The 13,168-nt window shown below is 44.2% G+C and carries 12 protein-coding genes and 1 other RNA gene; all 13 read right to left on the bottom strand.

The window, feature by feature from the left end; translation table 11 throughout:
• Positions 1 to 10: 10 nt before the first annotated feature.
• A complete protein-coding gene (gene mraY / locus MSP8886_RS08360; RefSeq protein ID WP_067014920.1) occupies positions 11 to 1,093 on the bottom strand; it encodes a phospho-N-acetylmuramoyl-pentapeptide-transferase in 1,083 nt (360 codons plus the stop codon).
• 14 nt (positions 1,094 to 1,107) lie between these two features.
• On the bottom strand, positions 1,108 to 2,454 hold the full coding sequence (locus MSP8886_RS08365; protein ID WP_067014922.1) for a UDP-N-acetylmuramoyl-tripeptide--D-alanyl-D-alanine ligase: 1,347 nt from the start codon (positions 2,452 to 2,454) through the stop codon (positions 1,108 to 1,110).
• Entirely contained in the window at positions 2,448 to 3,929 is a 1,482-nt protein-coding gene (locus tag MSP8886_RS08370; RefSeq protein ID WP_067014925.1) for a UDP-N-acetylmuramoyl-L-alanyl-D-glutamate--2,6-diaminopimelate ligase, read from the bottom strand. Before MSP8886_RS08370 ends, MSP8886_RS08365 begins: the two co-directional genes overlap by 7 nt.
• Complete coding sequence (locus MSP8886_RS08375) at positions 3,930 to 5,693, bottom strand: peptidoglycan D,D-transpeptidase FtsI family protein (protein ID WP_067014928.1); 1,764 nt, start codon at positions 5,691 to 5,693, stop codon at positions 3,930 to 3,932.
• A complete protein-coding gene (gene ftsL / locus MSP8886_RS08380; RefSeq protein WP_067014932.1) occupies positions 5,690 to 5,968 on the bottom strand; it encodes a cell division protein FtsL in 279 nt (92 codons plus the stop codon). Before ftsL ends, MSP8886_RS08375 begins: the two co-directional genes overlap by 4 nt.
• Positions 5,961 to 6,899 (bottom strand): 16S rRNA (cytosine(1402)-N(4))-methyltransferase RsmH, encoded by a 939-nt coding sequence (gene rsmH / locus MSP8886_RS08385; RefSeq protein ID WP_067014936.1) that lies wholly within the window; start codon positions 6,897 to 6,899, stop codon positions 5,961 to 5,963. The genes ftsL and rsmH overlap by 8 nt, the downstream gene beginning before the upstream one ends.
• Entirely contained in the window at positions 6,896 to 7,351 is a 456-nt protein-coding gene (mraZ, locus tag MSP8886_RS08390; protein WP_067015808.1) for a division/cell wall cluster transcriptional repressor MraZ, read from the bottom strand. Before mraZ ends, rsmH begins: the two co-directional genes overlap by 4 nt.
• A gap of 295 nt (positions 7,352 to 7,646) precedes the next feature.
• Positions 7,647 to 7,995, bottom strand: an RNA gene (gene rnpB, locus MSP8886_RS08395) — RNase P RNA component class A.
• A gap of 87 nt (positions 7,996 to 8,082) precedes the next feature.
• On the bottom strand, positions 8,083 to 9,429 hold the full coding sequence (locus tag MSP8886_RS08400; RefSeq protein WP_067014938.1) for a sensor histidine kinase: 1,347 nt from the start codon (positions 9,427 to 9,429) through the stop codon (positions 8,083 to 8,085).
• A 6-nt stretch (positions 9,430 to 9,435) separates the two neighbouring features.
• Complete coding sequence (locus tag MSP8886_RS08405) at positions 9,436 to 10,134, bottom strand: response regulator transcription factor (RefSeq protein WP_067014940.1); 699 nt, start codon at positions 10,132 to 10,134, stop codon at positions 9,436 to 9,438.
• 208 nt (positions 10,135 to 10,342) lie between these two features.
• The gene (locus tag MSP8886_RS08410) at positions 10,343 to 11,641 is read right to left on the bottom strand and encodes an adenylosuccinate synthase (protein ID WP_067015811.1); all 1,299 of its coding nucleotides are present in this window, start codon (positions 11,639 to 11,641) and stop codon (positions 10,343 to 10,345) included.
• Between the two features lie 37 nt (positions 11,642 to 11,678).
• The gene (locus MSP8886_RS08415; protein ID WP_067014942.1) at positions 11,679 to 12,854 is read right to left on the bottom strand and encodes an ATP phosphoribosyltransferase regulatory subunit; all 1,176 of its coding nucleotides are present in this window, start codon (positions 12,852 to 12,854) and stop codon (positions 11,679 to 11,681) included.
• 14 nt (positions 12,855 to 12,868) lie between these two features.
• On the bottom strand, positions 12,869 to 13,066 hold the full coding sequence (locus tag MSP8886_RS08420; RefSeq protein ID WP_067014946.1) for a DUF2065 domain-containing protein: 198 nt from the start codon (positions 13,064 to 13,066) through the stop codon (positions 12,869 to 12,871).
• Positions 13,067 to 13,168: the final 102 nt, after the last annotated feature.

Here is a 13,168-nt window from a genome sequence, read left to right on the forward strand (position 1 = left end):
CAGCTCCTAATCAGCGAACTTTTAGTGTGGCCAAACCAATTAAGACAAGGCAAACCGTAATAATCCAAAAGCGTACAATGACTTTTGGTTCTGCCCATCCTTTTAATTCAAAATGGTGATGTATTGGGGCCATTCTAAAAATACGACGTTTGGTCAATTTATAAGAAGCCACTTGCAAAATAACCGACACGGTTTCCATAACAAACACCCCCCCCATAACAAACAGCACCAGTTCTTGGCGAACCACGACAGCAATCGTCCCCAGAGCCGCTCCCAAAGCCAAAGAGCCAACATCCCCCATAAAAACTTGAGCGGGATAAGTGTTGAACCATAAGAAACCAAGACCCGCCCCAACCATAGCAGAACAGAAAACAAGCAACTCTCCAGAACCATGCACGTATGGGATCAGTAGATAATCGGCAAACTTCACGTTACCCGTAAGATACGCAAACACACCTAAAGCCGCTCCAACCAAGATCGTTGGAACAATTGCCAAACCATCCAAACCATCCGTCAAATTAACAGCATTACTGGTTCCCACAATCACAAAATACGTCAAAACAATAAAGAATATGCCTAAGGGTAAGGCTAAGTTTTTAAAGATAGGAATTAAGAGCGAAGTTTCGGCAGGCGTTGTCGCAATGGAATATAAATAACAAGCTGCACCAATGGCAATCAAGCTCTGCCAAAAATATTTCCAGCGCGCAGGTAGACCTTTCGAGTTTTTCTCCACTACCTTACGATAATCATCCACCCAACCGACAACACCAAATGCCAGCATCACTATCAACACCAACCAAACATAATGGTTACGTAAGTCACCCCACAATAAGGTACTGACACTGATTGAAAAAATAATTAAAGCCCCACCCATTGTTGGTGTGCCGGCCTTACTTAAGTGAGATTGAGGACCATCACTACGCACCGCTTGACCAATTTGTAAGCGCTGCAATAGTGAAATAACTCGATTACCGATTAACAAAGAAATCGCTAAGGCAGTTAATACTCCCAAAATAGCGCGTAGAGACAAGTAGTTAAATACAGAGAAAAAAGTATGGTATTTGCTCAAGTAGTCAGTTAACAAGAGTAGCATGAGAGGATTTATTCCTAATTCATTATAATATCAATCACATTTTCCATCTGAGAAGAGCGCGACCCCTTAATCAAAATGGCATGTGCTTCATTAAGCGGCTGAATCACAGCCGCCGCTTCACTATGGTCTTGGCACATAACGACCTCACCACCTGCGGCTTTAAACGCCTCAGCAGCAATCGCAGCAATGGGCCCAACACTCACTAAACACGATACATTTTTTGCATTTGCATACCGCCCTAGCGAGGCATGTATTTCATCTCTTTGACTACCTAACTCTCCCAAAGCACCTAACACTAGCCATGTTTTCTCAACTGGTTGCATCGTTAACACATCAATTGCCGCCTCTACTGATTTTGGGCTGGCATTGTAACAATCATTAATTAACAAGGCGTTATTTTTTGTTGCTAACCGCTCTAATCGGCCTTTTACTTGAACGGGCACTCGTAGCACCTTAACCGCATCAACAAATACCACCCCCGTCGCCATCAATGCCAACACCACCGCCATACCATTAGCAATCTGATGCTTACCTGCACAACCTATTTCAACGTTAACCTCTTGACCTTGATAACAAAATACAGCCCGACTGGATTGCGCATTTAACTGAATATCTTTGGCATATAGCTGGGCTTTAGGTGAAAACCCAAAAGACATAACCTGCCGACCTGCCGCCAAACCATACCAATAATCAAAAAAGCCATCATCTGCATTCAAAATCACTGTTGCCGTCTCTTTCGCTCCGGTAATCAGTTCGCCCTTTTCTATCGCGATTCCCTCTAAGCTACCAAACCCCTCAAAATGACTACCGCTTGCATTGGTCAAAATCACCACATCAGCATAAATACTGTAGGATAACTTTTTGATTTCACCGGGAAAACTTGTTCCAGCCTCAATAACAGCAACATCGTGCTGAGGCATTAATTCTAATAAAGTCTGAGGGACACCAATTTGGTTATTTAAGTTGGCGCGAGTTTTTAGCACACTTTTTCCTGTAAAAGATTGAGCCAACCAATCTTTTACAGTTGTTTTACCATTACTTCCCGTTATTGAAATAATGCTGCCATGAAATGTGTCCCGAATATGTCGAGCGACTCTCCCATAGGCATCCACTGTATTGGCCACTTTCACATAAGGAAGATTGGGCAGATCACGATCAGACAAAACAGCAACAGCACCTTGATTAATCGCATCCTGAGCAAAATCATGCCCATCAAAACGCTCTCCTTTGATCGCCACAAATAAAGCCCCCTTTGCGACTTTTCTCGTGTCGGTTACAACATCCGTAAAAAGCAGATCATCTGCCATCAACTGTCCGTCACATATTTTAGCAAGGAGAGAAAGAGTCATATCGATTAACATAGTGCCAACCCCCTTAACGCTTCTTCTTTATCATCAAAGTGATGTTTAACACCTTGAATATCCTGATAAGTTTCATGCCCCTTACCAGCGATCAACACAATGTCCTGGTCAGAAGCGCTGGTAATCGCCCTTACTATCGCAACTCGGCGATCCACTTCAACCTGAAAGAAAGCATGCTCTGATACCCCCTCAACTGCATCGCGAATAATCCGCTCAGGGTCTTCTGTTCTCGGATTATCAGAGGTTAACCAAACATCATCAGCGTACTGTAAAGCCGTACTAAGCATGATGGGACGCTTACCACGGTCTCTATCTCCTCCACACCCAAATACACAAATCACACGTCCTGAAGAATGCTCTTTCAACGCTTCAAGAGCCACTTTTAATGCGTCAGGAGTATGCGCATAATCCACCACAACCGTTGGTCTATTACTGGCACTTGAAAGACTCTCTGCCGATACTTTCTCCATCCGACCAGGCGCGCCTTTTAACTCTTTTAGCGCAGAAATAAGCAATGCTTTATTTGTAGAAAATGACCATAGACTCGCCAAGGCAGCAAGGGCATTTTGGACATTGAAACGCCCCAGTAAAGGTAAAATTACCGACGTTTTACCCTGAGGATGACACAGGGTAAACTCACAGCCTGCCGAGTGAAACTGCAAATCCGTCACATAGAAATCCGCTTTTTCATTAGACTCACTGTAGTAAAGGGTATTTGCTTTATCTCTCACAACCTCCGCCATAAAGAAAGCCTGAGGATCATCTAAACACAAAACCGCTTGTTCAACGGTTGGAAAAGAAAAAAGACGACGTTTTGCCAACGCATAAGCTTCCATTGTTCCGTGATAATCCAAATGATCTCGGGACAAATTTGAAAATACGGCTGTTTGGAAAGGAACACCGTATAAACGCCCTTGATCAAGAGCGTGTGATGACGCCTCAAAGGCAACAAAATCAACCCCTTGCCCTGCCATTTTGCTCAATAATTGATGCATAGACAACAAGTCAGGAGTCGTTTGTTTCGCCTCTTGAAGTTGGTCCAACGGTCCCACGCCAAATGTACCAATCAGCCCACTAACAAATCCGGTGGCTTGCGCCATTTGGGTAAGATAAAAGCAGATCGACGACTTCCCATTTGTCCCAGTCACCGCCACTAGGTGCTTAGGAGGAAGACCAACCATGTAGTATAAACACTTAATTAAAACACTAGCTGGCTCTTCAACATGGATAAGTTCTAAAACCGGATGAGACAAATTGAGATGACGAGGCACAACCGCCACACGGCCGCCCAGTGAAGCCACTTTATCCAAATAATCCCAACCATGACTTGTCACCCCCGGAAGGGCAAAAAAGACGCCCGAAGCGTCTATTTTGCGACTATCTGTTTCTAAATGGGTATAGAAACAATCAGTCCTACTGCCTACTTGCTTAACAGCTGAAAAACTGAGCAATTGGGCATGCGTTAAATTTTCCATTTAATTACCCTGCGCCACTCTAAAGGGAATTTTTTTGCTATCAAGTTTCACTTCTCGTAACCCATCAGGCATATCAGGTGGAATATTTAATGTTCGCAGCGCCCCACGCATGACCCGAGAAAAAACTGGTGCAGCCACCTCTCCACCATAATAATTACGACCTTTCGGGTTATGAATCATCACTACCATAACTAAACGAGGATCCGAGGCAGGAGCAATGCCCGCAAAAATGGAGTTGTATTCATCATACTGGTAACCATCGTTACCCACGACGTGAACCGTCCCCGTTTTACCAGCGATTTGATAACCAGGCACCTGTGCCCGCTTACCCGAACCATGCAGCACCACCCCCTCTAGCATTTTAACAACACTTTTTGCCACCTTTCGCGGAATGACTTGCTTACCTTTTGGTGGAGCATCTTGTTTAAAAATAGTCACTGGAACACGATAACCGCCATTAGCTAGTGTCATATAGGCTTGGGCAAGCTGCAATGTCGAAACAGATAAGCCATAACCATAAGATAGGGTCGCAAGCTCTGCAGGACGCCATCTAGCATGTGTTGGCAGAATCCCAGATACTTCACCAGGAAAACCAATCCCAACTGGAGAACCAAAGCCTAGTGAATGGTCCACATTCCAAATACTGTCCGGAGGCAAAGAAAAAGCAATTTTTGACGCCCCAACGTTACTGGACTTTTCCAATAGTTTCTCTAGGTTGATTTTACCATAGTTACCATCATCACGGATGGTAAATCGCCCAACTCGTAAATAACCTGGTGACGTATTAATAATGGATTCCGTATTATACTGACCAGACATCAAGGCCGCTGACACAGTAAAAGGCTTCATCGTAGAACCAGGCTCAAACAAATCAATTACCGCACGGTTACGCAACTCATCATAATCTAATGTCGAACGGTCATTAGGATTGTAAGATGGTTGATTCACCATGGCCAAGATCTCGCCTGTTTTGACGTTTAAAATAACCGCAGAAGCTGATGTAGCCCGGTTCTCCGTTACTGCCGCCTTAAGCTCTCGATAAGCCAAATACTGCAAACGCATATCAATACTAAGCTGGATATTTTCCCCTGGACGTGCTGGAACCTCTTGCCCAATTGGACGAATGGCATTTCCTGAAAGATCCTTAATATAACTACGTTTTCCGGGCGAACCTTTTAATTCAGAGTTATATTCCAGCTCTAACCCTTCTTGGCCTTTATCATCAATACTGGTAAAGCCAACCACTTGTGCTGCCATTTCACCAGCCGGATAAAAGCGCTTATACTCTTTGCGCTTTGTGACACCTATGACATGGGCTGCCATTATCTCATCTGCCTCATGAGGAGATATCTGACGCTTTAAGTACATAAAAGAGCGTGTTTTATTCGCTTCAAACCTGTTTGTTAACCACGAGTGACCAACGCCCATCACGTCCGCTAAGCGATTAATCTCCTGCTCAGGCGTCTCGCCCTTTTGAGGATTTTGATCCATATTCCACAGCTTTTTAGGGTTTGCAACCAAGGTCCACGTCGGCGCACTCACTGCCAACGGCTCTCCGCGACGATCTAAAATCATTCCTCGCGTGGCAGGAATTGTTTCCGTCCTAACGGCACGCATTTCGCCCTGATTCTGCAAAAAATCCTTATCAATGACAGTCAAATAAAATAGGCGTCCAGCAACGACAGCAAACAAGATAAATGCGATGCCGTATACAAACCTAAAACGCCATTTGTCGGGACGGTGATTACCGTTTTCAATACTCATGGTTTGACGATTACTATTTCATCTTTAGTGGGTGCATGCATATGCAAGCGGTTCACCGCCGCTTGCTCTAAACGACTTGGCTGAGTCAATGCGCTTTGTTCTAATAACAATTGTCCCCATGTCACCTCGTAGTTGGCTTCATTTTGTTTCAATGATTGAAGATGTGAGTAATCCATTCTGAAACTGTAAACCTGTTCTACCACCAAAATCGAAACAATGGACAACAGCACAACACCAACCGAATAAGGCCATGGGGAAAATTGAAATCTAGTCACTGACTCGCTCCAAAACACGCAATACAGCACTTCTAGAACGGACATTATCGCTCACTTCCGTTTTAGATGGCTTAATTGCTTTACCAATGGTTTTAAACTTGATATCTAAATGAGCATTCTGAATGGGTAAATGTCGAGGCAGCTCTGGCCCTTTAGACTTCAATTTCATAAAGCGTTTTACGATTCGATCTTCTAAAGAGTGAAAGCTGATGACCACCAAACGCCCACCTACTTTCAATGCCTCAGACGCAGCCTCAAGCCCTACTTCCAAATCACCTAGTTCGTTATTAATAAAAATACGAATACCTTGAAAAGCTCGAGTTGCCGGATTTTTACCTTTTTCCCAGGCAGGGTTTGCCTCTGCCACTATTTTGGCTAACTGTAGAGTACTCACAATTGGCGTATGAGCACGGTACTCACAAATGGCTTTTGCAATGCGTCGTGAAAAACGCTCCTCACCAAACTGATACATCACATCGGCAATATCCTTTTCTGGAGCATGGGCAATCCATTGTGCAGCGCTTTCTCCTTTATTTGGGTTCATGCGCATGTCCAAAGGGCCGTCATTCATAAAACTAAAGCCTCGCTCCGCATCGTCTAACTGTGGCGAAGAAACACCCAAATCCATCATCACACCGTCCACTTTATCGCCACCAAAGAAGGTTACGATATGGTCGGTCATATTAGCGAAGCTATCTTGGACAATAGAAAAGCGCTCATCTTCCTCTTGCAAAGCTTTACCAAAATCAATCGCCACTGGATCTTTATCAAATCCTAATAAACGACCTTGCTTTAAACGGTCCAGCACCAAACGCGTGTGACCTCCACGACCAAAAGTGCCGTCAACATAAAGCCCATCCACATTGGTGACCAACATATCAACGGATTCGTTCAGCATGACACTGATATGTTCTGGCACGGTGTCTGTCATAAAGAGATATCCATCATGGTTTCAAGTTGTAAGTTATCTATGGAATCCTGAGATAAGTAATCGTCTCGCTGCGCATCCCACTCTTCCTGACTCCATATTTCAATTTTTTTACCTTGCCCCAAGAGAGTCACTTTTCGGTCAAGGTTAGCGAAGTCTCGCAACGGAGCAGGTAACAAAATACGGCCCGCTTTATCTACATCTAAATCCGTTGCATGACCTACAAGCAAACGCTGTAAACGACGCGCTTGCGGCTGAAAGCTTGGTAATTTATCTAACTTCTCCTGGATCTGCTCCCATTCAATTAACGGATAAAGCAGCAAACACTTAGAAGCCGGATCAATAGTGACAACAACGCCTTCGTCTTCATATTGGGCAAGTTCATCGCGCAAGCGCGTAGGCAAGGACATACGTCCTTTCGCATCAACACTCACATGATGAATCCCACGAAACATTGCCATATCCCACTTATCGACACTTTATCCCACAATTTAACACTATTTCTTCAAAAGAGTAAAAAAAAACCAACCAAATAGGCAAAAATAGACGAAATGATTTTGTAAAGACGAGCAATCAGGAGAGGAAGACAGAGAAAAAACAGAAAAAACCCACAAAACGACACTTTATGAGCAAAAAGAAGCCCACCCACGGTAAAAAGTGGGAACAAGATAATTAGAGAAACAAAAAATGAAAAAGAAGTGCCAAGAAACCTAAAACGGCACCCATCAAACAGAATAAACGAGGAGAAAAAACACAAGTTGGCCGATAAGCCGGGTTCTGTCGTGGACAGTCATTCATCTAATACGTACATCACTGCACGTCTTTAGCAACCTACCCGAACTCAGCGCGGGTCACGCCAAAGAGTTCCTATTTGGTCTTGCTTCAAGTGGGGTTTACCTTGCCACGAACTGTTGCCAGTCGCGCGGTGCGCTCTTACCGCACCATTTCAACCTTACCGGCAGTAAACTGCTTAGGCGGTATATTTTCTGCTGCACTTTCCGTAGGCTCACGCCCCCCAGGCGTTACCTGGCACTTTACCCTGCGAAGCCCGGACTTTCCTCCCCCCAATAAATTGAGCGGCGACTGCCTAGCCAACTTGCGACGCGCATCTTACTTACCAAAGAGAAAAATGACAAGGACTTTCTCGACGCCGAGCAAAATACTCGACATCAAGAAAAATTAAACATCATACCAGTGGAATCTTAAAGCACACTTCCAGACCGCCTTCTGGTCTATTTTTGGCCTCTATCTGCCCCTTATGAGCACGAATAATGCGCTTAGAGATGGTCAAGCCTACGCCAAATCCACCACTGTTTGCTTCGCGAGCCTCAGAAGAGCGATAAAAAGCATGAAATATCTTTTCTAACTTTTCATCCGGCACACCTGGCCCGTTATCACGAATATAAATAAACGCATGACCATCCTTCTCTTCCGTGGAAACCTCAATCAGCCCACCTTTACCCGCATAAAAACAAGCATTACGCAGCACATTTTCTATCGCATGACGCAATTGAAGCGGATCTCCTAACAAAGTTTTGGGATTCGTCCCCGACTTAGTCACTGAAATTCCTTTTAACTGACTCTCAAAACTAACATCTTCGACAATCTCTTCAAGCCAACGCTGTAGATCCATCGTTTGCTTACTTAGCGCCGCCGCTTCAAGACGACTTAAAGTTAACACTTGACCAATTAACTCGTCTAACTCATGCAACTCGGTTCGAATGCGTGCCAAATAACTTTTTTGCAACTCCATGCCATATTTATCTTCAGCTATGGTTAAAGCTACTTCAATTCTAGCAAGAGGGGTGCGCAATTCATGGGAAACATCTCGCATTAGACGCTCCTTAGAAGAGAGTAAAGTATCGATGCGCACAGCCATTTGGTTAAATTCTCGAGACAACTTACCGATCGCATCACTTCGCCTCACCAGCTTATCTTCTACTCGAGCCGTCATATCACCCTGACCAAACAAACGAGCAACGCGCTGAAGTTTTAGCAATGGACCTAATAACCAATAAGCCAACACACCACTTGAAACAAGCAACCCTAATAAAGAAAAACCGATAACAAGCTCTGGTGCTAAAGAATTAATTTCAGGGTTGGGTTTAAATATCAACAAGTACTGGACATTATTCGCCCCAATAACTTGAATAAATTGACTATGTAAAAAATCGGCGGATGGGCGTCCATCAACCCTTGCCAAATCCCCACTAGAATCGGAGGGAGAATCCGTCGTTGCAGTATTACTATCTCGGAAGTTTTTAGGCAATGGTTTTAGTAAAGGACGCCCATTCTCTTGGTATAAATAAATACTACCTGAAAGGCGTTTTTCAGCCTTTCTAGCCTCTTCCTTGAGAGACTCAAGTCCAAATTTCTCATACCCAGCAACCAATTGCACACCAATATCACCCAATAAGTCAGCTGACACTTGGTTATGTTTCTGGACAAATTGAACAATTGTTAAACCAATACTCACCACAACTGTATTGGACAACAAAACCACCAGAAACACTCGCAAAAAGGTATTTTTCATAACGTATTAAGCACCCTGCTCATTGGCAACAAAAATATAACCCACACCACGAACAGTTTTAATACGAGGATCTCCCGTTTCTAAATTACCAATCTTCTTACGAAGATTACTAATATGCATATCCAAACTACGATCGTACATAGTTAACTTACGACCAAGGGCTTTTTCTGAAAGCTCTTGCTTAGTCAAAACCTGACCTGGCGCCATCAACATACACTCTAACAACGTATATTCAGAGGTCGTCAACTCAACTAGTTCACCTTCCAAAAATACGCTGCGATCTTTACGACGCAACAAAACACCTGACAATTCGATGTCTGCGGTAGGATCATCTTCCTTCTCTTGACTAGCACGACGCAAAATAGCCTTAATACGAGCCAATAACTCACGAGGATTAAACGGCTTAGATAAGTAATCATCCGCCCCCATTTCCAAACCAAGAATACGGTCAATATCATCGCCTTTTGCCGTCAGCATAATGACAGGCACAGAGCTTTTATTTCGAATTTGTTTTAGTGTTTCAAATCCGTCCAACTCCGGCATCATGACATCTAGAATAACGATGTCAGGCATTTCCTCTGCCATTAATTCAAGAGCCTCACGACCGTTCCAAGCATGTGCAACGTCATAACCTTCTCCATCAAAATACTCTTTGATCAAGTCCGATAAACGCGCATCATCATCTGCAAGCAATATCTTCATCATATTCAGGATCTCTCTTCCAGTAAGTTTATTATTTTACAGCTTTATTCTTGCGCTGTAATGTCAATTGTAAATACTACCCTAGAGTTCAAAAAAGACCGCCCCCCTTTTTCACTCTATTTACAATTAATGCTAATAAAATGAACCTTGCGGTCAAAACAGAACAAAAAAGCCGCAATTGCGGCTTTTTTGTAACAAAAGTATATTCAAATTATCGCTTAAAAGGGTCGCGCAAAACAATAGTTTCTAAGCGATCAGGGCCTGTAGAGATAATATCAACGGGCACACCCACATGCTCTTCCAAAAAGCGAATATAGTCCTGTGCATTTTTAGGCAACGCCTCAAAACTTTCTGCACCAACGGTCGATTCTTCCCAACCCGGCAACTCAACATAAACCGGACAAGCTTGCTCATAACCTTCACTGTCAACCAAACAGCCAGCAACAGGATTACCCTTATCATCAGTGTAGGAGACACACACTTTAATAACAGAAGACCCATCCAGTACATCCAGCTTAGTCAGACACATACCTGAAACTGAGTTAATCTGTACAGCATGACGCAGCGCCACAGCATCAAACCAACCACAGCGACGTGAACGCCCTGTTGTTGCACCAAATTCGTGACCACGAGTACCTAAGCGTTCACCATCTTCATCAAACAACTCGGTAGGGAAAGGGCCTGACCCTACACGGGTCGTATAGGCTTTTGTAATACCCAGAACGTAATCAAGATATAAAGGCCCAAACCCCGTTCCCGCCGGCGCACCACCAGCCGTGGTATTAGAAGAGGTAACATAAGGATAGGTACCATGATCCACATCCAATAGAGACCCTTGAGCCCCTTCAAACATAATATTGGCACCCGACTTTCTCAAGTTATGCAATAAAGAAATTGTATCGGTTACCATTGGGCGCAGGAACTCAGCCATTTCCAAACCTTCTGCGTATACCTCAGAGTAGGAAATCGGCTCAACTTTATGATAGTTAGTTAAAATAAAGTTGTAGTACTCAAGCACCTCTTTTAACTTACTTGCAAAGCGCTCAGGATCCAACAGATCACCAACACGAATAGCACGCCGCGCCACTTTATCTTCGTAAGCAGGTCCAATACCACGGCCCGTTGTACCAATCTTCTTCTCACCCTTGGCAAGCTCTCGAGCTTGATCCATTGCAATGTGATAAGGAAGAATCAAAGGACAGGCTGCACTAATCTTCAAACGGTCAATGGCAGGCACCCCTTGCTCCTGAAGCTCAAGCACTTCATGCTTTAGCGCGGCAGGCGACAAAACCACGCCATTACCAATAACACATTGCACACCTTCACGCAGGATACCAGAAGGAATCAAATGCAAAACTGTTTTTTTACCATCGATTACCAGCGTATGGCCTGCATTATGGCCACCTTGAAATCGAACAACCGCTGCAACATCTTCCGTCAGCAAATCAACAACTTTACCTTTACCTTCGTCACCCCATTGGGTGCCCAAAATAACGACATTTTTACCCATAATATCAGGTCTCATTCAAAATAATTCTTAGGATGATCTATTTCTCTGCGGGCACTAACTGCCAAATATCATCAACAAGCTTCAGCACAAAATCAACATGACCCGCCCAAGCATCGTCCAGCGCCTCAACAACACGATAACCTTCTAATCGCAAAGCTTTTACAGCCTTCCACACTCCATCATTGGCACAAATAGGTGCAAGCACCGTTTTGGGCGTCACCACCTCAAAATCCACCAAAGCAACCAAAGCCTTAACATCGGTACTAAAACCTGTCGCAGGTCGTGAGCGACCAAACACTTCGCCAATATTGTTATAACGACCACCCCGAGCGATAGCATTACCATGCCCAGGAACATAAGCCGCGAAAAGCAGACCAGTGTGATAGCTGTACGATACCAAGTCACTTAAATCAAAATGCAGCCCTACATCAGGATAACGACGAGAAATAAGCGCGCTTACTTCACCAAGTAAGGCAATCGCATCCAAAACAGAACCTCCTACACCAGATAAACCTGCTGCAGCACGATCCAGTACATCCGCACCACCGCACAACCGAGGTAACAAAACAAGCCAACCGGCCTGCTCTTCAGTCACATCCAGTTCTGAAACATAAGCGTCCAACTCAGGCAAGTCTTTGGCCTTATAAAATTCGGTCAATCTTGCTTCTTGGTCTTTAGATAGACGACAGGCGCCAAGCACACCACGAACGACATCCACATGCCCCAAGTCCAACACTAGATTATTTAAACCTGCAACATTGAGAGTTTCCAGCATCAAAGACAAGACTTCAATGTCACTTTCCACCCCGCCGTGGCCGTAAAGTTCAGCCCCTAGTTGAATAGGACTTCGTGTACCATCTAGCCCAGCAGGCATAGTACGCAACACACTGCCACAATAGCTTAGGCGCTGAACACCTTCACCTTTTAGACAATGCGCATCTATACGGGACACTTGGGAAGTAAAATCTGCACGAATACCAAGCAAACGACCGGATAATTGATCAATAACCTTAAAGGTTTCGATTTCTAGATCAGAACCAGCCCCTGTGAGAAGAGAGTCTAGATACTCTAAAAGAGGCGGAATTACTAAGCGATATCCCCAGCTTTCATGGAGATTCAGCAGGGCCCTTCGAAGGTGTTCAATTTGCGCCGCCTTTTTAGGCAACGCTTCATCAACCCCTTCAGGAAGTAACCAACGATCTGCTAATGTCATTAATCTATTTCCTCTTAGCTTCGGGTCAGTAAAAGGAGCGTTAATCCAAGAAACATACTAACCGCGCCCAGAATGCGTAAATTCAGATCCGAACCTGCGAGCGCTCTCACCATGATTTCTCGCCACAAGTTAGGCGCTAAAAAAGGCAAAATCCCCTCGGCGATCAATAACAGGCTGACGCCAATAAGCAGCGACTGCAACAATTCCTGCATAGACTCTCTTTATTTTGACCATTAAAAAACCGGGCATAACCCGGTTTGTAGAATAATACCATGTTTCCTATTTTAACAAATAGGTCTCATAGCCCAATATTT

Source organism: Marinomonas spartinae (genome assembly GCF_900089775.1).
Classification (GTDB): Bacteria; Pseudomonadota; Gammaproteobacteria; order Pseudomonadales; family Marinomonadaceae; genus Marinomonas; species Marinomonas spartinae.

Bases quoted from the DNA above. Each gene is read 5' to 3' on its own strand.
- MSP8886_RS08370 (WP_067014925.1), bottom strand. From the start codon at position 3,929: ATGGAAAATTTAACGCATGCCCAATTGCTCAGTTTTTCAGCTGTTAAG.
- MSP8886_RS08420 (WP_067014946.1), bottom strand. From the start codon at position 13,066: ATGCAGGAATTGTTGCAGTCGCTGCTTATTGGCGTCAGCCTGTTATTG.
- MSP8886_RS08375 (WP_067014928.1), bottom strand. From the start codon at position 5,693: ATGAGTATTGAAAACGGTAATCACCGTCCCGACAAATGGCGTTTTAGG.
- mraZ (WP_067015808.1), bottom strand. From the start codon at position 7,351: ATGTTTCGTGGGATTCATCATGTGAGTGTTGATGCGAAAGGACGTATG.
- MSP8886_RS08415 (WP_067014942.1), bottom strand. From the start codon at position 12,854: ATGACATTAGCAGATCGTTGGTTACTTCCTGAAGGGGTTGATGAAGCG.
- MSP8886_RS08400 (WP_067014938.1), bottom strand. From the start codon at position 9,429: ATGAAAAATACCTTTTTGCGAGTGTTTCTGGTGGTTTTGTTGTCCAAT.
- MSP8886_RS08405 (WP_067014940.1), bottom strand. From the start codon at position 10,134: ATGATGAAGATATTGCTTGCAGATGATGATGCGCGTTTATCGGACTTG.
- rsmH (WP_067014936.1), bottom strand. From the start codon at position 6,899: ATGACAGACACCGTGCCAGAACATATCAGTGTCATGCTGAACGAATCC.
- MSP8886_RS08365 (WP_067014922.1), bottom strand. From the start codon at position 2,454: ATGTTAATCGATATGACTCTTTCTCTCCTTGCTAAAATATGTGACGGA.
- mraY (WP_067014920.1), bottom strand. From the start codon at position 1,093: ATGCTACTCTTGTTAACTGACTACTTGAGCAAATACCATACTTTTTTC.
- MSP8886_RS08410 (WP_067015811.1), bottom strand. From the start codon at position 11,641: ATGGGTAAAAATGTCGTTATTTTGGGCACCCAATGGGGTGACGAAGGT.